The sequence below is a fragment of the Microbacterium sp. Marseille-Q6648 genome (genome assembly GCF_943181415.1).
In the GTDB taxonomy this organism is placed as follows: Bacteria; Actinomycetota; Actinomycetes; order Actinomycetales; family Microbacteriaceae; genus Microbacterium.
In genome coordinates this window covers 1-21156 of the sequence record NZ_CALPBZ010000007.1, presented here as the reverse complement: position 1 = coordinate 21156, position 21156 = coordinate 1, and the positions used below count along the sequence as shown (strand labels likewise).

The 21156-nt window shown below is 71.5% G+C and carries 19 protein-coding genes and 1 tRNA gene; 10 read left to right on the top strand and 10 right to left on the bottom strand.

The window, feature by feature from the left end; all coding sequences use genetic code 11:
* Positions 1-53: 53 nt before the first annotated feature.
* Positions 54-1886 (bottom strand): DUF2207 domain-containing protein, encoded by a 1833-nt coding sequence (locus NFR93_RS15685; protein WP_251455436.1) that lies wholly within the window; start codon positions 1884-1886, stop codon positions 54-56.
* 41 nt (positions 1887-1927) lie between these two features.
* Here NFR93_RS15685 and NFR93_RS15680 point away from each other — a divergent pair, with 41 nt between their 5' ends.
* On the top strand, positions 1928-2368 hold the full coding sequence (locus tag NFR93_RS15680; RefSeq protein ID WP_251455434.1) for a MarR family winged helix-turn-helix transcriptional regulator: 441 nt from the start codon (positions 1928-1930) through the stop codon (positions 2366-2368).
* A 187-nt stretch (positions 2369-2555) separates the two neighbouring features.
* Here NFR93_RS15680 and NFR93_RS15675 read toward each other — a convergent pair whose 3' ends face one another.
* Positions 2556-3014: an Hsp20/alpha crystallin family protein gene (locus tag NFR93_RS15675; RefSeq protein ID WP_251455432.1), complete on the bottom strand. Its 459-nt coding sequence runs from the start codon at positions 3012-3014 to the stop codon at positions 2556-2558.
* A 709-nt stretch (positions 3015-3723) separates the two neighbouring features.
* Here NFR93_RS15675 and NFR93_RS15670 point away from each other — a divergent pair.
* The gene (locus NFR93_RS15670) at positions 3724-4764 is read left to right on the top strand and encodes a putative endonuclease domain-containing protein (protein ID WP_251455430.1); all 1041 of its coding nucleotides are present in this window, start codon (positions 3724-3726) and stop codon (positions 4762-4764) included.
* 262 nt (positions 4765-5026) lie between these two features.
* Here NFR93_RS15670 and NFR93_RS15665 read toward each other — a convergent pair whose 3' ends face one another.
* On the bottom strand, positions 5027-6916 hold the full coding sequence (locus tag NFR93_RS15665) for an L-serine ammonia-lyase, iron-sulfur-dependent, subunit alpha (RefSeq protein WP_251455428.1): 1890 nt from the start codon (positions 6914-6916) through the stop codon (positions 5027-5029).
* A 160-nt stretch (positions 6917-7076) separates the two neighbouring features.
* Here NFR93_RS15665 and NFR93_RS15660 point away from each other — a divergent pair, with 160 nt between their 5' ends.
* Positions 7077-8981: an alpha-amylase family protein gene (locus NFR93_RS15660; protein WP_251455427.1), complete on the top strand. Its 1905-nt coding sequence runs from the start codon at positions 7077-7079 to the stop codon at positions 8979-8981.
* Positions 8982-9064: 83 nt separating this feature from the next.
* On the opposite strand, the gene NFR93_RS15655 is transcribed toward NFR93_RS15660, so the two are convergent.
* Together NFR93_RS15655 and NFR93_RS15650 are read right to left on the bottom strand one after the other, a co-directional pair.
* Positions 9065-9137, bottom strand: a tRNA-Arg gene (locus NFR93_RS15655).
* A gap of 88 nt (positions 9138-9225) precedes the next feature.
* Positions 9226-9870 carry an asparagine synthase gene (locus NFR93_RS15650; protein ID WP_251455425.1) on the bottom strand — a complete coding sequence of 215 codons (645 nt, stop codon included), beginning with the start codon at positions 9868-9870 and terminating at the stop codon, positions 9226-9228.
* A gap of 197 nt (positions 9871-10067) precedes the next feature.
* Here NFR93_RS15650 and NFR93_RS15645 point away from each other — a divergent pair, with 197 nt between their 5' ends.
* The 3 genes from NFR93_RS15645 to NFR93_RS15635 all read left to right on the top strand — a co-directional run bounded on the left by NFR93_RS15645 (position 10068) and on the right by NFR93_RS15635 (position 11468).
* Complete coding sequence (locus tag NFR93_RS15645) at positions 10068-10283, top strand: hypothetical protein (RefSeq protein WP_251455422.1); 216 nt, start codon at positions 10068-10070, stop codon at positions 10281-10283.
* A gap of 175 nt (positions 10284-10458) precedes the next feature.
* Entirely contained in the window at positions 10459-10872 is a 414-nt protein-coding gene (locus NFR93_RS15640) for a DUF4383 domain-containing protein (RefSeq protein WP_251455420.1), read from the top strand.
* 11 nt (positions 10873-10883) lie between these two features.
* Positions 10884-11468, top strand: a complete 585-nt coding sequence (locus NFR93_RS15635; protein ID WP_251455419.1) for a hypothetical protein — start codon at positions 10884-10886, stop codon at positions 11466-11468.
* 52 nt (positions 11469-11520) lie between these two features.
* On the opposite strand, the gene NFR93_RS15630 is transcribed toward NFR93_RS15635, so the two are convergent.
* From NFR93_RS15630 to NFR93_RS15610, 5 genes are all read right to left on the bottom strand, one after another.
* Positions 11521-12462, bottom strand: coding sequence for an aldose 1-epimerase family protein (locus NFR93_RS15630; protein ID WP_251455418.1), 942 nt, complete (start codon positions 12460-12462; stop codon positions 11521-11523).
* A gap of 2 nt (positions 12463-12464) precedes the next feature.
* Positions 12465-13976, bottom strand: coding sequence for an L-arabinose isomerase (araA, locus tag NFR93_RS15625; protein ID WP_251455417.1), 1512 nt, complete (start codon positions 13974-13976; stop codon positions 12465-12467).
* A 49-nt stretch (positions 13977-14025) separates the two neighbouring features.
* Positions 14026-15612: a xylulokinase gene (locus NFR93_RS15620; RefSeq protein ID WP_251455416.1), complete on the bottom strand. Its 1587-nt coding sequence runs from the start codon at positions 15610-15612 to the stop codon at positions 14026-14028.
* The gene (locus NFR93_RS15615) at positions 15609-16334 is read right to left on the bottom strand and encodes an L-ribulose-5-phosphate 4-epimerase (protein WP_251455415.1); all 726 of its coding nucleotides are present in this window, start codon (positions 16332-16334) and stop codon (positions 15609-15611) included. The genes NFR93_RS15620 and NFR93_RS15615 overlap by 4 nt, the downstream gene beginning before the upstream one ends.
* 110 nt (positions 16335-16444) lie before the next feature.
* Positions 16445-17452, bottom strand: a complete 1008-nt coding sequence (locus NFR93_RS15610) for a LacI family DNA-binding transcriptional regulator (RefSeq protein WP_251455414.1) — start codon at positions 17450-17452, stop codon at positions 16445-16447.
* Positions 17453-17614: 162 nt separating this feature from the next.
* Here NFR93_RS15610 and NFR93_RS15605 point away from each other — a divergent pair, with 162 nt between their 5' ends.
* The 4 genes from NFR93_RS15605 to NFR93_RS15590 all read left to right on the top strand — a co-directional run bounded on the left by NFR93_RS15605 (position 17615) and on the right by NFR93_RS15590 (position 20995).
* On the top strand, positions 17615-18835 hold the full coding sequence (locus tag NFR93_RS15605; RefSeq protein ID WP_251455413.1) for an MFS transporter: 1221 nt from the start codon (positions 17615-17617) through the stop codon (positions 18833-18835).
* A gap of 74 nt (positions 18836-18909) precedes the next feature.
* The gene (locus NFR93_RS15600; RefSeq protein WP_251455411.1) at positions 18910-19755 is read left to right on the top strand and encodes an NAD-dependent epimerase/dehydratase family protein; all 846 of its coding nucleotides are present in this window, start codon (positions 18910-18912) and stop codon (positions 19753-19755) included.
* A 10-nt stretch (positions 19756-19765) separates the two neighbouring features.
* Positions 19766-20395, top strand: a complete 630-nt coding sequence (locus tag NFR93_RS15595) for a DnaJ family domain-containing protein (protein WP_251455409.1) — start codon at positions 19766-19768, stop codon at positions 20393-20395.
* Positions 20396-20539: 144 nt separating this feature from the next.
* Complete coding sequence (locus NFR93_RS15590; RefSeq protein WP_251455407.1) at positions 20540-20995, top strand: SRPBCC family protein; 456 nt, start codon at positions 20540-20542, stop codon at positions 20993-20995.
* Positions 20996-21156: the final 161 nt, after the last annotated feature.

Here is a 21156-nt window from a genome sequence, read left to right as displayed (position 1 = left end):
GATACACGACCGGATGCCGGATCTCGAGCGCCCGACCGCTCACCGTGCGGCGGTCAGACGCCGCCGCCGCCCGCCGCCCCGCCGCCCCCGGCGGACCCGCCGCCGCTGGAGCCGCCCGATGTGGACGAGCTCGACGACGTGCTCGCCGAGAGGTTCGAGATGCCCGCCGAGAACGCCGCGGCGTTGAACCCGTGGGTGCCGGAGTACCAGCCGGGAGAGTTGCCCTCGCCGTACAGCACCGCGAGCTGCGTGGCCCACTCGCGCTCCTGTCCGAACACCACGGCGTACGGCAGCAGTGTCTCGTACAGCTTCAGCATCTGGCGCGGGTCCCCCGGGTTCACCGTGACGCGTTCGGCTCCGGTCGGGGACTGCAGCATGCGGATGCGGTCCGCCTCGGCCCATTCGATGAAGACCTTGAGCCCTGCGAGGTGGTCGCGCACCTCGCTGCCCCGGGCGGTGAGCGGCTTGCGCGCCAGCATCGTGGCGACGACGAACACCGCGACACCCGCGCCGATGAACAGCAGGAAGGGCACCGGACCCGACACGCCCTGGTCCATGGCGACGAAGCCGAACACCGTCACCAGAGCCGCCGCGCCGACGGCCGCGAGGATCGGCCACACCCGAGGCCCGGCGGGCACCTCCCGGCGCAGGCCCGAGGTCTTCAGCTGCCGGTTTGCGGCCTTCAGGATCTTCTGCGCGGCGGTCGAGAACCGGGTGTCGCTGCGACCGAACTCGAACTCCTCACCCGGAACGCCCAGGGGGAACAGTCCGTTCAGCAGCATCCGCCCGTCGCCGTCGGCCCGGGAGGGGTCGACGAGCACGGCGGTGAGCTTCGCGCTTCCGAACCAGCGGGGTGCGCCCTCGACGATCCGGATGCTGCCCACCACCGCCTGCTCGAGCACCTCGGCCGGAATCGCCTTCGTGGTCTTGCCCAGCAGCACGGCGCTCTCGAGCGCGTCGATGCCCGGCGGCGGGGTGTACTCCGCGATGATCGTCGGGCGCCCCGGCGCGTCGCGCAGCCACCGCCGCCGCACCGCGAGGGCCACCCCGACCACCCCTGCGAGCACCACCGCCATCGCCGCCTGCAGCCAGCCCCACACCGAGGCGAAGTACGACGAGTCGAACGGCGTGAACGTGCCCTCCTCGAAGCCGACGGCGATCGTGACGGTCTCGAACGGCTGCAGGTCTGCCGCCCCGGCCGTGAGGACGACCCCGCCGTCGGGTGCGGCATCCGCCTGGATCTCGCAGGTGTCGGTCGAACCGGTGGACCCGGCGTAGCAGGCCTGAGCCCCGGTGAGGGATGCCGCGAGATCGGCCGGCACCACGAGCCGGGCCGTCACGCGCCCGAACGGCTGCCGCCACTGGTCGCCGTTGACATCCCAGTAGAACTCGTCCACGCCGGTGTCGGCGAAGAAGCGGGTGACGTTGCGGAGCGTGTAGGTGAAGACGTACGTCTGCGCGCCGCGCACGAAGTCGTCGGCGCGTGAGGTCATCGAGTAGTAGCCGTCCTCGCTGTCGGTCTCCGCGGGGCGCGGCTCGCCGTCGCCGTCGGTGATCGACACGAGGTCCGGGTGCAGCGGCGCCCCGAGGTAGGAGACGGGGATGCTCCGGCGCATGCCCCGGTTCTGATCGATGTCGGGGAAGACCGCCACGAACGTCTCGACGACGGTGAGCGTGCTCGTGCCGTCGTCATCGCGGCCGAGGGTGTACTCGACGTTCATGCTCTCGAACGTGAAGTCGTCGACGTCCGCGTGGGCCGGCGCCCCGAACGCGACGAGGGTCAGGATCGCCGCGACCATCAGGACGACGAGGGCCGCCGGGCGCGGCATCCGCTGGCCGGACGCCCGTGCGCGGGCGGGTCGGGACGTCGAGAATCGCTCCCCCATGGCCACAGCATAGGGGTGCGCCGAGGCTTACTCTTATGCGTATGACCGACCGCCGCCTCGCCGTGGACGCCTGGGAGAGCCTCTTCCGCGCGCAGTACGAGGTGTTCGCCGAGATCAGCTGCGATTTCGACGACTCCGTGCTGTCGCAGGCGGAGTACGACGTGCTGCTGACCGTCACCCGCGGCGACGACATGGCCGCCCGCCTGCGCGACGTCACCGCCAACATGCTGATCAGCCAGCCCAGCGTCTCGCGCCTGGTCGACCGCATGGTCGCGCGCGGACTGCTGTCGAAGTGCCCGGACCCGCAGGACGGCCGCGGCTCGATCGTGCGCGCCACGGATGCCGGTGCCACGGCCTTCCGCCGGATCGCGTCGCAGCACGGACGCTCGATCGCCGAGCGCATGTCGACCCTCAGCGACGACGAACTGCAGCAGCTGCGCGACCTGACGGCCAAGCTGCGGCGCCGCGCGCCGGGCTGCTGAGCTCCGCCGTGGACGCACGGTTGCCGCGCGGCCGGGCTGCGGGGTTTCACACACGCACGGATGCCGCGCCCCGGCGTGCGAGGTTTCACACACGCACGGATGCCGCGCCCCGGCGTGCGGGGTTCCACAGACGCACGGATGCCGCGCCCCGGCGTGGGGGCGCGGCATCCGCTGACGGGTGTCGGTCTTACTGCTCGACCGGCTGGGGGCCGTCGGCGTGCGACTCGTGCGCCTGCAGCACCGGCGAGCTGTCGTCGGTCGAGACCGCGATCTTGCGCGGCTTGGCCTTCTCGCTCACGGGGATGGTGACGCTCAGGACGCCGTTGGCGTACTGGGCTGAGATGCGCTCGGTGTCGATGCCCTGGCCGAGGTTGAGCTGACGCAGGAAGCTCGCCCCCTCGCGCTCGCGGGTGATCCACTTCACTCCCTCGCCCGAGGGCAGGGTGCGCTCGGCGCGGATGGTCAGCAGCTGACCGTCGACGTCGATGTCGACCGAGCCCGGGTCGATGCCCGGCAGGTCGGCGGTGAGGACGTAGTGGTCGCCGTCCCGGTAGAGGTCCATCGGCATGCGGCGGGGGCCGCGGCGCACGTCGAAGAAGCTCGAAGCCAGGCGGTCGAGGTCGCGGAACGGGTCATAGGTTGCCATGACGTCTCCTTCAGTGTGGTGGTCTCGAAGTTGAGTCACCTCGACTCAACTGTGAAAATGTTAGCACTCACGGGGGTGGAGTGCTAAGGGTCTTCGGCCGATTCGCCGAGGGCGAACGGGGGCGCGTGCGCACGCCGCACCTTGTCCCGTCGACCTGGCGCTATCCGCGCTCTGGGCCGCCCGAAACCGCGCATGTCGCCACATGCGGGCGGGGCGCGTGCGCACGTCGCACCCTGCGCCGTCGACCTGGCGCTGTCTGCGCCTTCGGCCGCACTTAACCGCACATGTCGCCACATAGGGGCGGGGCGCGTGCGCACGCCGCACCCAGCGCCAGCGCGAGCGGGCGCGTGCGCACGTCGCACCCAGGGGCGTCGACTTGGCGGCGTCTGCGCCCTCGGCGCACGGAAACCGCACATTCCGCCACATGGGGGCGACGCTCGTCGGCCGAGTTGGCGGGGAATGTGGCGACGGACGGACCGAGCAGCAGATGGCGACCAATCCCCTGCAATGCCACCACGCCGCCCCTCCCCACCGCCCCGCCGCACCGCCGCCCCGCCACCACCGCCTTGCCCGCCACACCGCCGCGCTCTCCACAGGGGCGCTTCCGAACGGGTGCGCCGCGCTCTCCACGGGGGCGCTTCCGAACGGGTTTCTCCCCCTGCGCCGGTTTCGCGAGACCCGCCCGCGCCCGCCGGGGACGATGGACCGCATGCCCCGTCGCCCCAGCCCACTGCCGGACATCCTGGGCGACGTCTTCACAGTGGGCGAGGCTATCGCCGCAGGCGCGACCCTGGCACGACTTCGCAGCCCCGATCTGCTCGTGCCTTTCCCCGGCGTGCGCGTTCGGAGCTCGGCTGCCCAGACGCCGGACGACCCTGACGACGACCGGTCTCCGCTCGCACGCGAAGCGCACACTCGTCGGTTCGACCTGCTCCTGCGAGCACGCGCCTACGCAAAGGTCATGCCGGGGCCGGCCGTGTTCTCCAATGTCACCGCGGCCGCGATCTGGGGTCTGCCCCTTCCGATATCCGCGCTGCGAGGCCGGTGGAACCCCGACCAGCGCGTGCACGAGCCGCGTCCGGTCGAGCTCATCGTTCCCCCACCCCATCGCGCACCACGGACCGCCGGGGTGGCGGCGCGACAGCGCCGCGAAGACGTCGCGCCGCGGCGCGAGCGCGACGGCTTCGTCGTCTCCAGCCCGGCATCCACGTGGGCTCAGCTCGGCGGCATCCTCACGATGGATGACCTGATCGCGGCGGGCGATGCGCTCGTCCACGTTCCGCGCACGTCCGACGGGCGGCGGGGAGACCCTGCGTCGTCGCTCGCAAGCCTCGATGATCTTCGCGCCGCCGTGCGCGCGCCGCGGATATCGGGACTCGACCCTCTGATCACGGCGCTGCCCCTCGTCAGGGTCGGCTGCGCGTCCAGTGCCGAGACCCGCCTGCGGTTGGCGGTGGCGCGCGCCGGCCTTCCCGACCCGACGCTCGACTTCGAGGTGCGCGCTCCGACTCGCGAGCTGGTCGGCGTCACGGAACTCGCCTTCGAACAGTGGCGATTGCTGGTGGAGTACGAGGGAGGCCACCATCGGATCGACCGGGCACAGTGGCATCGCGACATCGAGAAGCACCGGACGTACGCGGAGTTGGGCTGGACGGTGCTGCGCCTCGCGGCGCGAGATCTCTATCCGGATGCCGGCACGGCAGTCGGCCTCATCCGCGACGGCCTCCGCCGGACAGGATGGCGCGGGTGAGATGCCTCGCAGACGCCAGTCCGCGCCGGTCGATGCCGCGCCGGTCGATGGGCGCCGCATGCTGCATCACGCGCGCGGAATCGCACATGTCGCCAAGCTCAGCGAGCGACGCCGCGGGGACCTGGCGCAATCGGCGATGATCGCGGGCGATGGCCGCAGATAGCGTCACGTCGATCGCGCCGACCCCCGACGCGACCACCCCGCAAGCCATGCCGCGCGGTCAGCACTCGTCCCCCGCCCCACCGCAACCCAGGCCGCGACGTCAGCACTCGATGACGTTCACCGCGAGGCCGCCCTCGCTGGTCTCCTTGTACTTGGTCGACATGTCGATCCCGGTCTGGCGCATCGTCTCGACCACGGCGTCGAGCGAGACGTAGTGCGAGCCGTCGCCGCGCAGAGCCAGCCGGGCCGCGGTGACGGCGGTCGAGGCGGCGATCGCGTTGCGCTCGATGCACGGGATCTGCACGAGCCCGCCCACGGGATCGCACGTCAGGCCCAGGTGGTGCTCCATCGCGATCTCGGCGGCGTTCTCGATCTGCCGGTTGGTCCCGCCCATCACCGCCGTCAGCCCGCCCGCGGCCATCGCGCACGCGGATCCGACCTCGGCCTGGCAGCCGCCCTCGGCTCCCGAGATCGACGCATTCGCTTTGAACAGCGAACCCAGCGCGGTCGCGGTGAGCAGAAAACGACGGATGCCGCGACGGCGGTTCGCCTCGGCGACCGCTTCGTCGGAGATCGACTCGGGCGCTTCGTCTCGCCCTCCGGGCTCGCTCAGCGACGGGGGGGAAGAACCGCGCTCGCCCAACGACCGGGGGGAAGAACCGCGCTCGCTCAGCGACCGGGGGGAAGAACCGCGCTCGCCCAACGACCCGGGTGCAGAACCGCGCTCGCTCAGCGACCGGGGGGAAGAACCAGGCTCCCCCAGCGACCCGGGCGCAGAACCGGGCTCGCCCAGCGACCCGGGCGCAGAACCGGGCTCGCCCAGCGACCCGGGCGCAGAACCGGGCTCGCCCAACGACCCGGGCGCAGAACCGGGCTCGCCCAGCGACCCGGGCGCAGAACCCGGCTCACCCAACGACCCGGGCGCAGGACCAGGCTCACCCAGCGACCCGGGCGCGCCTCCCGGCCCGCCCGCCGGCCCGCCGGGCGACCGACCCGCGCCGCCGAAGCCGAGCAGCGCACTGCCGACGAGCTCGCCGTAGGGGGTGACGGCGTTGCCGGCGCCCAGGCCGGAGTCGGCCAGGAAGCGCCACCAGTACATCGCCACGGCCGGCACGATCCCCGCGGCGCCGTTGGTGGGGGCGGTGACGACCCGTCCACCGGCGGCGTTCTCCTCATTGACCGCGAGGGCGAACGCGCCGAGCCACTCGCCGGGAAGCTCGCGGTGCCCCGACGCCTCGGCGGCTTCGAGCTGCTCGCGTATCGCCGACGCCCGGCGCTTCACCCGCAGCATCCCGGGCAGCTCGCCGCCGGTGCGAAGCCCCGCGTTCACGCACGCGGCCATGGCGTCCCAGATCGCGTCGAGCCCCGAGGCGACCTCGGCCTCGGTCCGCAGCGCCTCCTCGTTGAGCCGCGCAGCCTCCGCGAAGGTGATGCCGCGCTCGTCGCACTCGGCGAGGAGCTCCTCGGCCGAGGCGAACGTCAGCGGGAAGCGATGCGAGGCTACCTGCGCCGCCGCGCCGTCGCGCCGGATGAACCCGCCGCCCACCGAGTAGTAGGTCTCTTCCGCGACCACGACGCCGTCCGCATCGCGGGCGATCAGGGTCAGGGCATTCGGGTGCCCAGGCAGCCGGGTACGCGGCGCGAAGGCGATGTCGTCCTTCGCGAACGGCACGGCCTGCTCCCCCGCGAGCATCAGGTCGGCCCCCGCGGGCCAGTCGCTCCACGCCGCGCGCACCGCGGCGGGGTCCACGGTCTCGGGCTCGAGCCCTTGCAGACCCGCCACGACGGCATCGGGGGTGCCGTGGCCGAGACCGGTCGCACCGAGCGAACCGAACAGCGTGCACTCCACCCGCGCCACGCGGGACAGCAGACCGCCTTCGCGCAGGCGCACGGCGAAGTCCCGTGCCGCCCGCATCGGGCCGACGGTGTGGGAGCTCGAGGGTCCTACTCCGATGGAGAACAGCTCGAACGCCGAAACGTATGCGCTCACCGCTCCAGGCTACGCCCCCGCGTCAATCTGCACAGCCATCACGTCCAAGCGAGGGCAGGATGCCGCATCCCACGCCGCCTCCACCCTCACACTGCGGGAGTGCGGACGCGCCCGCCCGCGCGTGCGACCACCGCGCTAGCATCGCAATCGGAGGCGATCGATGACGAGGCTCGACACGGATGCCGCGGCCGAAGCCGCGCGCATCCTGAACCGGATCGAGACCGAACACGGGGTCGACGAGGAGTTCGCTCGCCGCGTCGAGAAGCACTTCCCCCGCCTTCATGCACTGTTCGGCAGGCTCTACGGCGACCGTCCCGACGCCGCCGAGCAGCTGGCCGCGGTGATCGCCGAGGCGGCGGCGTCCTGGCGCGCCCGGTCGCTTGAGCTGCGCGCACGCGACCGCCTGCGGGACGAGGACCCGAGGTGGTTCCTGTCCGAGCGGATGCTGGGCGGCGTCTGCTACGTCGACCGCTACGCCGGCACCCTGCAGGGGGTGCGGGAGCAGATCCCCTACTTCCAGGAGCTCGGCCTCACCTACCTGCACCTCATGCCGCTGTTCGACAGCCCCGAGGGCAACAACGACGGCGGCTACGCGGTCTCGAGCTACCGCAAGGTCGACGAGCGACTGGGCACGATGGCCGACCTCGCCGCACTCGCCGCCGACCTGCGGCTGGCGGGCATCTCACTCGTGGTCGACTTCATCTTCAACCACACCAGCGACGAGCACGAGTGGGCACGCAAGGCGGTGGCGGGCGAGCCCGGCTACGAGGACTTCTACCTCATCTTCCCCGACCGTGAGATGCCCGACGCGTACGAGCAGACCACGCGCGAGATCTTCCCCGACGACCACGCCGGCTCGTTCATCCAGCTGCCGGACGGCCGCTGGATCTGGTCGACGTTCTATCACTTCCAATGGGACCTGAACTATGCCAATCCCGCGGTGTTCCGGGGCATGGCGGGCGAGATGCTCTTCCTGGCGAACCAGGGCGTCGAGGTGCTGCGCATGGACGCCGTGGCGTTCATCTGGAAGCGCCTGGGCACCACGTGCGAGTCGCTCCCCGAGGCGCATCTGCTGCTGCAGGCGTTCAACGCGGTCCTTCGCATGGCCGCGCCGTCGCTGCTGTTCAAGTCCGAGGCGATCGTCCACCCCGACGAGGTGATCCAGTACATCTCTCCCGAGGAGTGCCAGCTGTCGTACAACCCGCTGCAGATGGCGCTCACGTGGGAGGCCCTCGCCACCCGTGACGCGACGCTGCTGCAGCAGGCTCTCGACACCCGCCACGCGCTGCCCGACGGCACCTCGTGGGTCAACTACGTGCGCAGCCACGACGACATCGGGTGGACGTTCGCCGATGAGGATGCCGCCCAGCACGGTGTCGACGGCTTCGCGCACCGCCGCTTCCTGAACGACTTCTTCGTCAAGGGCGCCGCCGGCTCGTTCGCGCGCGGCGTGCCCTTCCAGGAGAACCCGAAGACCGGCGACGCCCGCGTCACCGGCACCACCGCGTCGCTCGCCGGGATCGAATCCGGCGACGCCGGGGGCGAGGATCGAGTCGTCCTCGCCCACGCCATCGCGATGTCGACGGGCGGGATGCCGCTGCTCTACCTCGGCGACGAGGTCGGTCAGCTCAACGACTACACCTACCGCCAGAACCAGTCCGAGGCGGGTGACAGCCGCTGGGTCCATCGGCCTCATCGACCCGATGGGCTGTACGCGCAGCGCAACGATCCGTCGACACCGGCCGGACGCCTCTACGCGCGGCTGACGAAGCTCATCGCCGCACGGAAGGCGACCCCGGAATTCGGCGGCAATGCGCTCATCCCCTTCCACTGCCCTCACCCGGGGGTCCTGGGTTATCAGCGTCCGGGCGCCGAGCCGTGGGAGGAGCGCGTTCTCGTGCTCGCCAACGTCGGAGACGACCCGGTGTTCATCGACCCGCTGACGCTCTCGGGATTCGAGCGTCACGCGGTCGACATCCTCAGCGGGGCCGCGGTGGACCTCGACGACGGCGTCTTCCTCGGCGCTCACCGGTTCACCTGGCTGCGCGTCGACCCGCTCTGGTGAGACCGGCAGCGGCAGCGCGACACGCCGCCGAACAGCAGAACGGCCCGCCGAAGCGGGCCGTTCTTCACTGTCTCAACACAGTGTGCGCCTCGAGGGACTCGAACCCCCAACCTTCTGATCCGTAGTCAGATGCTCTATCCATTGAGCTAGAGGCGCGCGGTGTTCGCTCTCGCGCACACCAGCGTCCAGAATAGCCGACGTCCGGCATCCGCGCGAATCGGGCCCGAATCCCGGGCGTGCCCTCTCAGGCGTCCAGCTCGGTGAGGTCGATGCCCCCCGCGCGCGGCGCGGGCGAGGGGTCGAGGGCGATCTCCTCTGCTCCGGCGCGAGGCTCTCCGTCGGCTCCCGAGCGCGCGCCGCGCCGGTGCGCGGCGAGGCGGGGAAGATCGACCAGGCGCAGCGATTGCATGCGCGCCGCGCGCATGCGGTCGTAGTCCGGGTCGAGGTCGGGACGCATCCCCTCGACCGACAGTCGCCTCTGCAGGTTGGCCTCGACATCACCCCATGCGGACTCGCGCGAGGACTCGATCAGCTGCCGGATCGCCTCGGGGTCGTCGGCCCGCCGCCGCAGTTCTTTGGCCACGCCGCGGTAGAGCCGATGGCGCTTCCGGAGGTTGCGCATGTCGCGGTCGCGATAATCGTGCGTGCCGTCGGGGTCGCTGAACTTCCCCCACGCCTTCTTGCGCTGGCGGCGCGCGAGATCCGCCGCCGCGGCCTGCTCGTCGGCCAGCGCGATGAGGATCTCGCGGGCGAGCGTCGCGAACGCTTCGGCGTCGAAGTGCGCGTCGCGGGCGATGGTCTCGACGAGGATGCGGTTGCGAACCGCCAGCCGTGCCGCGGCCGATGCGATCGAGACGCCCTCGGCGATGGCATCCGCGGTCTTGCCCATCCGCCTCCACCTCCTGGAAAGAGGCTACCGGGTGCCCCGGCTTCCGACGCCCGCCCACCGACTCGCGAGCCGACCGGGCGCGGCGCATACCAGCCCGGCCGATTCGCGCGCAAGCCCTCTTCGCCCAGCTCGCCGGGCCGTAGCGTCAAGGCACGACGTCGCCACCAGAGCGACGGGAGCGCGGAAGGAAGAAGACCATGGGATTCCTGGACGACGCGAAGAAGACGGCCGAGGCCGTCGGCGAGAAGATCAAGGACACGTGGGACGACGCAACCGACCGCATGAGCGACAAGAGCGACGAGGTCCAGGCCGAGGCCGAGGTGAAGAAGGCCGAGGCAGACGTCAAGCGCGCCGAAGCCGAGCGCGACTCGGTGCACCGGCGCAACGACTTCCGCGAGGACTTGCGCGACTGAAGACCCGCCGCGGACGCGGCGCATAACGGAGGGCCTCGGAGAGTACTCGGGGGCCCTCTGTCACACCCAGGTCACGGCAGGTGCGGATGCCGAGCACGACCAAACCGATACGCACAGCAGTACGAACACATCGATAGACGCGGCACCGGCCGCCACAACCACCAGGAGGATCCCCATGGGCTCGTCACCGAATCGCCTCGTCGCCACCATCTTCGGCGCCGTCTACCTGCTCGTCGGCCTGCTCGGCTTCACCGTCACCAGCGGTGTGGGCTTCATCGCCACCGACGGCGGCCTGCTCCTCGGCATCTTCGAGGTCAACCCGCTCCACAACATCGCCCACCTGCTGATCGGCGCCGCGCTGCTCATCGCCGGGCTCAAGAGCGTCCCCGCGGCCAAGTCGGTCAACACCGCCGTCGGCGCGGTCTACCTGCTGCTCGGCATCGTCGGGTTCTTCCTCGTCGGCACCGCGCTGAACATCCTCGCGCTGAACACGTTCGACCACTTCCTGCACCTGGCGAGCGCCATCGTGCTGCTGGGCGTCGGACTCGGTGCCGAGCGCAACGTCCGCAACAACGCACGGACCGTCTGAGGTCTGCTGCCATGACCACCGCACGTGAGGGATCGGCCGGGACGCTGAGGGAGCCTGCCGGCCGCTCCTCCACCACCCACGCGGCGACCCCGGCCTGGTCCGCGGTCGCCGCGTGGGGTGCGGGTCTGCTCGAGATCGCGCTCGGCGCGGGAGCTGTGACCGGTTCTGAGGGAGGACTCGCCGTTCGGGGGATCGGCGTCCTGCTGGTCGCACTCGGTGCCGCGGCGCTCGGGTGGGGAGCGGCGACACTCGCCCGCGGACGCGTCGTCGTCCCGCGGGCGGGTGTCGTCGGAACCGTCGTCGGCATCGCCGCGTCGGCGACAGCGCTCTTGGTGGATCCCGGCCGCGTCAGCGTGATCGCCGTGGCCGCGGCATCCGTTCTTCTGCTCGCCGTCGCCGCCGCCTGCGGTCGCACGATGCGTACCCATGCCGGATCGGATGCCGCCGAGCCGACCACGCCGCGCGTGTCGGTGCTGCTGGTGGCGGCCTTCGTCGTCGCCGGCATCGTGACGCCCGCGCTGGGGGCCACGGAGGCGGGTCTGATGGCGCCCGACCACAGCGATCACGCCGTGCTGGTCGACCCCGGCCACCACTGAGCCGTCGCGGTGAGCCCCGCCGCGGTGAGCTGTCGCGCTCAGCGGCGCTGGGTCAGATCGCGGTGATCCGCCATGACGCGTCGGCGGAGGCGCCCGGCTCGATGACGATGAGACCGGCGTCGTAGTCGTATGCGTCGGCGTTGAACGCATCCGGCGCGCACGTCATCGGCTCGACGGCCAAACCCAGTCGGCTCACAGCCGGGTCGGGCTTGTCGGCGGTGTGGACCTGCACCCAGGGGCACGCCGCGCCCCACGACATGGCGACACCGGTGCCCGAGGCATCCGTCACACGCACCACGGCCTCGCCCGCAGCATCCCGCGCCAGGCCGGTATACGCGTGGTCGATCTCCGCCGAGCCGATCGTGCGCGGTGCCCGGAAGTCGAACCGCTCCGCATCGTCGGCGTCGACCGGCCGCAGGCCCGTCGGGATCAGGCGATCGTCCGTGACGGCGAGGACCTCGGATGCCGGGAGCTCGAGCGTCCATCCATCCACACGGCCATCTCCCGCCACGAGGTACGGGTGCGGGCCGGTGCCCCACGGCGCAGGCGAGTCGCTGTCGTTGGTGGCGGTGACGGTCTGCGTGAGGCCGTCGGGGCCGAGCGAGAACGTGGTCCGCACGACGATGCGCCACGGGTACGCCGTCTGCGCGGGGATCGTGGCCTCGAGGGTGACGTGGTCGGGTCCTTTGTCCACGGCGTCGTAGTCCAGCCACACGGCCAGGCCGTGCAGGGCGTGGCCACGTGCGGGCTCGCTGAGCGCGAGCTGGCGCTGCGCTCCCCCGAACGAGTAGCGACCGTCGACCACGCGGTTCGGCCAGGGAGCGAGCGTGACACCGCGGTGCGCCGGGCGCACCTCGTCGGCCTCGAACGGAACGACGAGATCGCGCCCACCGTAGGTGAGTGTGCGCAGCGTCGCCCCGACGCTGGCGATGACGGCTTCGTAGTCGCCGGCGCGCAGGCAGTGCTGCGTGCCGGAGATCGGAGTGCGGGCCATGATCAGATCCCCTGTGCGAGTCGGTAGTACGCCTGGTTCCACCTCAGTTCGCGCTGGAAGTCGCGAACGGTGGTGTCTTCGTCGATGACGACGAGTTCGGTTCCGGCGATGTCCGCGAAGTCGCGGAACACCTCGATGCCGACGGCGGTCGTCATCACAGTATGGTGTGCGGCGCCGGCTGCGAGCCAGCACGCGGCGCTGGTGGCGAAGTCCGGAGCCGGCTTCCACACCGCCCGGCCCACGGGCAGCTTCGGCAGATCCGGTGCGTCGACGTTCTCGACGACGTTCGCCACGAGCCGGAACCGATCGCGCATGTCGCTCATCGCGACTACGACCGCCGGCCCCGGGTCGGCGGTGAACACCAGTCGCACGGGGTCGTCCTTGCCGCCGATGCCGAGCGCGTGGACCTCCAGACGCGGCTTCGCGGTGGTCAGCGACGGCGACACCTCGAGCATGTGGGCTCCGAGGATGCGCTCGTTCCCGGGTACCAGGTCGTAGGTGTAGTCCTCCATCAGGCTCGCGCCGCCCGGAAGGCCCGCGCCCATCACGTTGGCCACCCGCACGAGGATCGCCGTCTTCCAGTCGCCCTCGGCGCCGAACCCGTAACCCTCGGCCATGAGCCGCTGCACCGCCAGACCCGGCAGCTGCCTCAGCCCGCCGAGGTCTTCGAAGCTCGTGGTGAACGCGCCGAAGCCGCCCTCTTCGAGGAACGACCGCAGGCCCACTTCGATCGCCGCGCCGTCGCGCAGCGACTGGTGGCGCTCCCCACCCGGACGCAGCTCCGCCGCGACGTCGTACGAGTCCAGGTACACCTGCACCAGCGCGTCCACGTCGGCGTCGGTGGCGGCATCCACCGCCTCGACGAGCTCGTTCACACCCCACGTGTTCACCTGCACGCCGAACCGCAGCTCGGCTTCGGTCTTGTCACCTTCGGTCACCGCGACGTATCGCATGTTGTCGCCGAACCGCGCCAGCTTGAGCGTGCGGGCTGCCGCCCACCCCGCCGCCGCGCGCTGCCACTGCTCCACCTGATCGCGCACGGCCGGGTTCGACACGTGACCGACCACCGTCTTGCGCGCCACCCCGAGCCGGGTCTGGATGTAACCGAACTCGCGGTCGCCGTGGGCGGCCTGGTTCAGGTTCATGAAGTCGAAGTCGATCTCGGCCCACGGCAGTTCGACGTTTGCCTGCGTGTGCAGATGCAGCAGCGGCTTGCGGAGCGCGTCCAGCCCTGAGATCCACATCTTCGCCGGACTGAACGTGTGCATCCACGCGATCACCCCGATGACGTCGTCGCGCGCGTTGACCTCGAGGGCCAGGCGGCGGATGCTGTCGGAGTCCTTCAGCACGGGCTTCCAGACCACCCGCACCGGAAGCCCCGACAGCCCCTCGGCCACCGCGCCCGACTGCTCGGCCACCTGGCGGAGCGTCTCCTCGCCGTACAGGTTCTGGCTGCCGGTGACGAACCAGACCTCGTACTCGTCGAGAGAAGTGTTCAGGGGCGTGCGGGTCATGTCGGATTCCTCGGTTTCGGGGTCGGTCGAAAGAAGCGCGATGGGCGGGTCAGAGCGCGGCGACGGCGGCGGCCTCGACGACCAGGCCCGCGCGGTAGCGGTCGAGGTAGTCGGCGAATCCGGCGACGTCGGCCGGGTCGGGGTCGACAACATCGATCCGGGCGCCGGCGAAGACATGATCATCCAGGTAGGCCGACAGGTCGGTGTCGTCTGCGCGGGAGAGGAAGGCGGCGAGCACCGCGATTCCCCACGCTCCCCCCTCGGATGCCGTCTCGCCGACGGCGACGGGCGCATCGAGCGCGCCTGCCAGGAAGCGCTGGGCGACCCCGGCGGTGCGGAACATCCCCCCGTGGGCGAACATGCGGTCCAGCGCCACGCCCTCGTCGTCGAGCACGCGCATCCCCAGCGCGAGTGTGCCGAACACCCCGTACAGCTGAGCGCGCATCGCGTTCGCCAGGGTGAACCGGCTGTCGGGCGTGCGGACGAAGAGGGGGCGTCCCTCCGCGAGCCCCGCGATCGGCTCGCCGGCGAGATGGTTGTACGCGAGCAGACCGCCGGCATCGGCGTCACCGTCGAGCGCCTCTCGGAAGAGGACCTCGAAGACGGCGTCGTCGTCGACCGGGGTGCCCGAGGCCTGGGCGAACCGGCCGAACATGCCGGCCCACGCGGCCAGTTCGCTGGCGCCGTTGTTGCAGTGCACCATCGCCACCGGGTCACCGGCGGGAGTGGTGACGAGGTCGAGTTCGTGGTGCACCCGCGACAGCGGCCGCTCCAGCACCACCATCGCGAAGATGCTCGTGCCCGCGCTGACGTTGCCCGTCCGGGGCGCGACCGCGGCGGTGGCCACCATGCCGGTCCCCGCGTCCCCCTCCGGCGGGCAGAACGGGATGCCGGGACGCAGCGCCCCGGTGGGGTCGAGCAGCGCGGCACCCGAAACGGTCAACTCGCCCGCGGGCTCACCGGCGGCGAGGACCTCCGGCAGCAGCATCCGCAGATCCAGCGCCGGCACCCGGTCGGCCACCAGCGCGTGATAGCGGTCGACGAGATCGGCGTCGTAGTCGCCGGTCGATGAGTCGATCGGGAACATCCCCGACGCGTCGCCGACGCCCAGCACCTTGCGACCCGTCAACGCCGCGTGGACGTAGCCGGCGAGCGTCGTGAGGGAGCGCACCTCGGGTACGTGCGGCTCCTCATCGAGGATCGCCTGGTGCAGGTGCGCGATAGACCACCGCAGCGGGATGTTGACGCCGAATGCCTCGGTGAGGGCGGCGGAGGCGCGGCCGGTCGTGGTGTTGCGCCACGTGCGGAACGGCACGAGCAGCCGGTCGTCCTCGTCGAAGGCGAGGTAGCCGTGCATCATGGCCGACACCCCGATCGCGCCGAACGTGTCCGGACGCGCGCCGTACCGGGCCTCGGCGTCCGCGACGAGAGCGGCGAACGCGGACTGCAGTCCGGTCCACACCTCGTCGAGCGGGTACGTCCACGTGCGGTCCGCGAAGCTGTTCTCCCACGCGTGGCCGCCGACGGCGAGCACCGTCGCCGGGTCGTCGGCGTCCACGAGGCACGCCTTGATGCGCGTCGAGCCGAACTCGATGCCGAGCGCCGTGCGCCCGTCGCGGATGGCGTCGGCGCTCACCGGGATTCCTCGCCGTCGCGGCGCTCATCCCCGGCCTGGCCGTAGACGTTCTGATAGCGGTTGTACAGCGCGTCGATGCGGTCCTGGGGGATCGGGATGAGCGGGCCGGCCTCGCGGGCGAGGTGCACGGTGCGGGCGGCGTCCTCGCACATGACGGCGGCCTTGACGGCATCCTTCGCGTTGACGCCGATGGTGAAGGGGCCGTGGTTCTGCATCAGCACGGCTCGCGAACGGTGGCCGCGCAGGGTCTCGACGATGCCGCGGCCGATCGAGTCGTCGCCGATGATCGCGAACGGGCCGATGGGGATGGGCCCGCCGAACTCGTCGGCCATGCCCGTGATCACGCACGGGATCTCTTCGCCGCGAGCGGCCCATGCGACGGCGTAGGTGGAGTGGGTGTGGACGACCCCGCCGACGTCGGGCATGTTGCGGTAGACGTACGCGTGGGCCGCCGTGTCGCTGGACGGGCTGCGGTCGCTGCCCGCGGTGCCCGGAATGACGGCGCCCTCGAGGTCGCACAGGATCATGTTGTCCGGCGCGAGGTCGTCGTACGACACCCCGGACGGCTTGATGACGAACAGGTCGGCGCCCGGCACGCGCCCCGAGACGTTGCCGCCGGTCCACACCACCAGGCCGTAGCGGACGAGCTCGCCGTGCAGACGGGCGACGTCGGCGCGCGTGTCGGCGATCGCCGCCTCGATGTCGGGGCTGAAAGTCGTCACGCGGTCCTCCGTCGGGTCGTGTGTGTGATGCTCGCCCCGATGTTACCGGTAACAGAGCCGTTTGACGAGCCCGTCCGCCGAGCACGAGCAGCGAGCGCCGGTCGTCGACGTCAGCCGCGCGGCGGCGCCGTCGAGGCGCGTACCACCAGCTCCGGCGGCGCCGACGACGGCGGCGGCGTCTGACCCAGCACGGCGCTGACCGCGCGCCGGGCCTCCCCCACCAGATCGAGCCGGACCGTTGTGAGGGCCGGCCGGTAGAACGCCGCGTCCGGGTTGTCGTCGAACCCCGTCACACTCACCTGTCCGGGAACGTCCACTCCGAGCGCCCGCAGACCCGAGATCAGTCCGAGCGCCATCTGGTCGTTCGCGACGACGACCGCGGTCACGCCCCCGGCCAGCGTCTGCGCGACGGCGGGCGCGAGGGCGGCCGCGGATGCCGCGCTCCAGTCGCCCTCCCACCGAAGCTCGGCCGAGAGAGCCGCCGCGTCGAGGGCATCTCGCACCCCCGCGTCGCGCTCCGCAGCTTCGCGCCAGTCGGCCGGCCCCGCGATGCGCGCGATCCGTCGGTGGCCGAGCTCCACGAGATGGTGCACGGCCAGCGCAGCTCCGTCCCGCTGCGCCGAGGCCGCGTCATCGGCGTGCAGGGCGACGAGGCGCACGCCCGGCTTCGAGGCGGCGAGCGCCTCGAAGGTGCGCACGTGCGGCGCCAGGACCACGAGGCCGTCGACCCCCTGGGCCAGCAGGCGGCGCGCGGCGCCGATGACGGATGCCGCGTCGGCCGCATCCGCGTACGCCGTGGCGATCCAGCGTCCGGCCTCCTGCGCGGCGGTCTCGAGGGCCGCGATGCCGACCGCCGGCCCGTAGAGGGTGGCGTCCGAGGCGATGACGCCCAGGGTGCGCGTGGTGCGGGTTCCGAGCGCGCGGGCGGCGTTGTTCACGCGGTAGTCGAGCTCCGCCATCGCCTCGACGACGCGCTGGCGCGTCTCGGGGCGGATGTGCGGGTGGTCGTTGATGACGCGCGAGACGGTCTGAGTCGACACACCGGCCAGGCGTGCGACGTCGCGCACCCCGAATCGGCGCGCCCCGGCATCCGCTGTCATACGTTCACCCCCGCTCATGGGCCCCACAGTATCGGCGGTGGACGCGATACCCAGGCGCCGGCCAGCCGCCGGTGGCTAGAATGGGCCGCTGACCTGAACAGAAAGTGCATCTACCTCGTCCGCTCGGCGGAAGAAGGCGGCACACGCGCCGCAGCGTGCGGCCGACGCATAGAGGAATCGATGCACACCGCTCTCACCACCACGTCCCGTCCGAGTCTTCTCCGCGAGGCCGGACCGGCCTACTTCCCCGTGGCTCTGATGGCGCGGCTGCCGTTCGCCATGATGGTCGTCGGCATCCTCACCCTCGTGGTCTCGGCGCGCGGATCGCTCGCCCTCGGCGGACTCACGTCGGCGATGACGGGCCTCGGCACGGCGCTGTTCGGCCCGGCACTCGGCGCGCTGGCCGACCGGTACGGGCAGCGTCGCGTGCTGCTGTGGGCGGGCGTGTCGAACAGCCTGCTGCTGATCGCGATCGCGTGGCTGGCCTTCGCCCCGACGAGGGATGCCGTCATCCTGGCCATCGCGTTCGGCATCGGCGCGACGATGCCGCAGGTGGCTCCCCTCTCCCGCAGCCGCCTGGTCGGCATCATCGGGCGCTCGTTCCGCGGCGAGCGTCGCAGCCGCGTGCTCAACGGCACGATGGCCTACGAGTCCGCCGCCGACGAGGTCGTCTTCGTGTTCGGGCCCGTCGTGGTGGGACTGCTCGCCACCACCCAGGGGCCGGTCGCGCCGGTGATCGGCGCGGCGGTGCTCGCACTGGTGTTCGTCACCGCGTTCGCCCTGCATCCCACCGCGCGCGTCGAGGCGGGTGACGGCGAGACGATCGAGCAGGCGCCGGCAATCGAGCTTCTGCGCGCGCGGGTGCTCATCCCGGTCGTCGGAGCCCTGGGCATGGGGCTCTTCTTCGGCGCCATGCTGACCTCGCTGACCGCCTTCATGGCAGATCGCGGGGTGCCCGAGCAGGCGGGTCTCGTGTACGGCGCCATGGGCATCGGGTCGGCGGCCCTCGCCCTGAGCGTCGCCGCGTTCCCCGCCCGGTTCTCGCTGACGGCGCGCTGGCTGGTCTTCGGCGGCGTCCTGGTCGCGGGAGCAGCCGCAGTTCCGCTCGCCCAGGACGTGGCCGGTATGGCGGCGTGCCTGCTCATCGTCGGGATGGGCATCGGCCCGACCCTGGTGACGCAGTACAGCCTGGCCGCCGAGGCGAGCCCGGTCGGCCGCTCGTCGACCGTCATGACGATGCTCGGCTCGGGCGTCGTGGTGGGTCAGTCCGCGGCATCCGCTCTCGTGGGTCTCGTGGCCGAGGAGGCCGGCACGACCGTGGCGATGTTCGCGCCCATGGTGGCCGCATCCGTCGTCCTCGGCGCGGCCGTCGCGCACGCCGTGGTCTCCCGTCGCGGCTGAGGAGCCCTCCCCGCCCGCCCACACCGGGCTGGATCCGCCGCCCACGCGGGGCCACCCCGTGGCAGGGTAGATCCATGCGTATCGCCCTCACCGGTTCCACCGGAAAGCTCGGCACCGTGGTGCTTCGCGAGCTCCGCGACCACGGCCACGACGTCGTGGCCTTCGACGTCGTCGGGCCGCGCGAGCCCGGCTTCGTGCAGATCGACCTGACGGACTACGGACAGGTCGCCGACGCCCTGGCAGGCGTGGACCGCGCCGCCGGGTTCGACGCGGTCGTCCATCTGGCCGCGATCCCCGCGTCCGGCCTCCGCACCGACGTGGCGACCTTCCACAACAACATGGCCGCGACCTTCAACGTCTTCTGGGCGGCGGTCCGGCTCGGCATCCGCCGTATCGTGTACGCCTCCAGCGAGACGGTGCTGGGGTTGCCCTTCGACGTCCCCCCGCCCTACATCCCCGTCGACGAGGAGTACGCCGCGCGCCCCGAATCGGTGTACTCGATCGTGAAGACGCTCGAAGAGCAGCTCGCCCGCGAACTGGTGCGCTGGCACCCCGACCTGTCGATCACGGGCCTGCGCTTCTCGAACGTCATGAACCCCGAGGACTACGCGGCGTTCCCGTCGTACGACGCCGACGCGCGCGCCCGCAAGTGGAACCTGTGGGGCTACATCGACGCCCGCGACGGCGCCCAGGCGATCGAGCGGGCCCTCGAGGTCGCCCCCATCGGGTTCGAGCCGTACATCATCGCCGCCGCCGACACCGTCATGTCGCGACCGAACGCCGAGCTCATCGCCGAGGTGTTCCCCGACACCCCCGTGACCCGCGAGGTCGGCGAGCACGAGACGCTGCTCGGCATCGACAAGGCGCGTCGCGTGCTCGGCTTCGACCCCCGCCACAGCTGGCGAGACCACGTGGAGTGATCCGCCCCGCATGACCGAGGACCCGCGCCTGTCCGCCGCGAGATACCGCATGGAGCGCCTTGCGGAGGAGGAGGGCGCGGCCGGGGAGGGTCCCGCCGAGCCGGCCGAGACGGCCGAGACGCGAGCGGATGCCGCATCTCGCGGTGGACCCGCGTCCGACGCCTCGGACGATCCCGCTCGCCGTCCGACCTCGGCTGAGCGTGCGGCCTACGTCGAGACGGTCATCCAGCAGGCGATCCGCCGCGGCGACTTCGATGATCTGCCGGGCGCGGGCAAGCCGATCCCGGGCCTCGGCCGGGGACACGACCCGGACTGGTGGATCCGACGCAAGATCGAGAGCGAGAAGCTCACCGGGCTGGGGCCTCCCGCCCTGACGCTGCGGGTCGAGGATGCCGAGCTGGACGCCCGCCTCGACGAGCTTCCGGGCGAGGACGACGTGCGCGAGGCGGTGGACGACTTCAACCGCCGTGTGAAGCTCGCCCGGATGCAGCTGCTCGGCGGTCCGCCGGTGGTCACACCGCTGCGCGACGTCGAGGCCGAGGTGCAGGGATGGGCGGAGCGCCGGGCGGCACGCGCCCGGTCCGCCGCCTCGGCAGCGGCGCATGACGAGCCGCGTCGACGGTGGTGGAGGCGCCGCTGATGCACCGCCGCGCGGGGTCGCCGCGCACTTGTACCACCGCGGCGTCACCCGATCAACCCCGCGCCTGAAGCGATGTCCTGATCTAGCGTCGTCAGCACCCACCGATCGCCGGGCGATACATCCCGGCCCAACGGAAGGACCGATATGACCTCGATCACCGAGAGCATCGACGTCGACGTTCCCGTCACCGTCGCCTACAACCAGTGGACCCAGTTCGAGAGCTTCCCGCACTTCCTCGACGAGGTCGAGTCGATCACGCAGCTGGACGACACCCACACGCACTGGAAGGTCAACGTGGGCGGTGCGGACCGCGAGTTCGACGCCGAGATCACCGAGCAGCACCCCGACGAGCGCGTGGCCTGGAAGAGCACGGGCGGCGAGACGCAGCACGCCGGCGTGGTCACGTTCCACAAGCTGAGCGACACGTCGTCGCGCGTCACCGTCCAGCTGGACTGGGAGCCCGAGGGCCTGGTCGAGAAGGTCGGCGCTCTCGTCGGTGCCGGATCGCACGCGGTGAAGAAGGACCTGAAGAACTTCAAGGAGTACATCGAATCGCGCGGCGGCGAGTCCGGCGCGTGGCGCGGAGACGTACCCCGCTGACGTACCCCCGATGCGAGGCGGTCGCACCCCCAAGCGCCGCCCCGCACCGACTGATCCGCACGACCGGGCCGCACGTGGCAGCCCGGTCCGCCGGACGAGCGGCGTCTGTCAGGAGAAGAGCTCCTGCAGGCGCCGCACCCCTTCGAGCAGGGCGTCGTCGC

Bases quoted from the DNA above. Each gene is read 5' to 3' on its own strand.
- NFR93_RS15685 (WP_251455436.1), bottom strand. From the start codon at position 1,886: ATGGGGGAGCGATTCTCGACGTCCCGACCCGCCCGCGCACGGGCGTCC.
- NFR93_RS15680 (WP_251455434.1), top strand. From the start codon at position 1,928: ATGACCGACCGCCGCCTCGCCGTGGACGCCTGGGAGAGCCTCTTCCGC.
- NFR93_RS15675 (WP_251455432.1), bottom strand. From the start codon at position 3,014: ATGGCAACCTATGACCCGTTCCGCGACCTCGACCGCCTGGCTTCGAGC.
- NFR93_RS15670 (WP_251455430.1), top strand. From the start codon at position 3,724: ATGCCCCGTCGCCCCAGCCCACTGCCGGACATCCTGGGCGACGTCTTC.
- NFR93_RS15660 (WP_251455427.1), top strand. From the start codon at position 7,077: ATGACGAGGCTCGACACGGATGCCGCGGCCGAAGCCGCGCGCATCCTG.
- NFR93_RS15650 (WP_251455425.1), bottom strand. From the start codon at position 9,870: ATGGGCAAGACCGCGGATGCCATCGCCGAGGGCGTCTCGATCGCATCG.
- NFR93_RS15645 (WP_251455422.1), top strand. From the start codon at position 10,068: ATGGGATTCCTGGACGACGCGAAGAAGACGGCCGAGGCCGTCGGCGAG.
- NFR93_RS15640 (WP_251455420.1), top strand. From the start codon at position 10,459: ATGGGCTCGTCACCGAATCGCCTCGTCGCCACCATCTTCGGCGCCGTC.
- NFR93_RS15635 (WP_251455419.1), top strand. From the start codon at position 10,884: ATGACCACCGCACGTGAGGGATCGGCCGGGACGCTGAGGGAGCCTGCC.
- NFR93_RS15630 (WP_251455418.1), bottom strand. From the start codon at position 12,462: ATGGCCCGCACTCCGATCTCCGGCACGCAGCACTGCCTGCGCGCCGGC.
- araA (WP_251455417.1), bottom strand. From the start codon at position 13,976: ATGACCCGCACGCCCCTGAACACTTCTCTCGACGAGTACGAGGTCTGG.
- NFR93_RS15610 (WP_251455414.1), bottom strand. From the start codon at position 17,452: ATGAGCGGGGGTGAACGTATGACAGCGGATGCCGGGGCGCGCCGATTC.
- NFR93_RS15605 (WP_251455413.1), top strand. From the start codon at position 17,615: ATGCACACCGCTCTCACCACCACGTCCCGTCCGAGTCTTCTCCGCGAG.
- NFR93_RS15600 (WP_251455411.1), top strand. From the start codon at position 18,910: ATGCGTATCGCCCTCACCGGTTCCACCGGAAAGCTCGGCACCGTGGTG.
- NFR93_RS15595 (WP_251455409.1), top strand. From the start codon at position 19,766: ATGACCGAGGACCCGCGCCTGTCCGCCGCGAGATACCGCATGGAGCGC.
- NFR93_RS15590 (WP_251455407.1), top strand. From the start codon at position 20,540: ATGACCTCGATCACCGAGAGCATCGACGTCGACGTTCCCGTCACCGTC.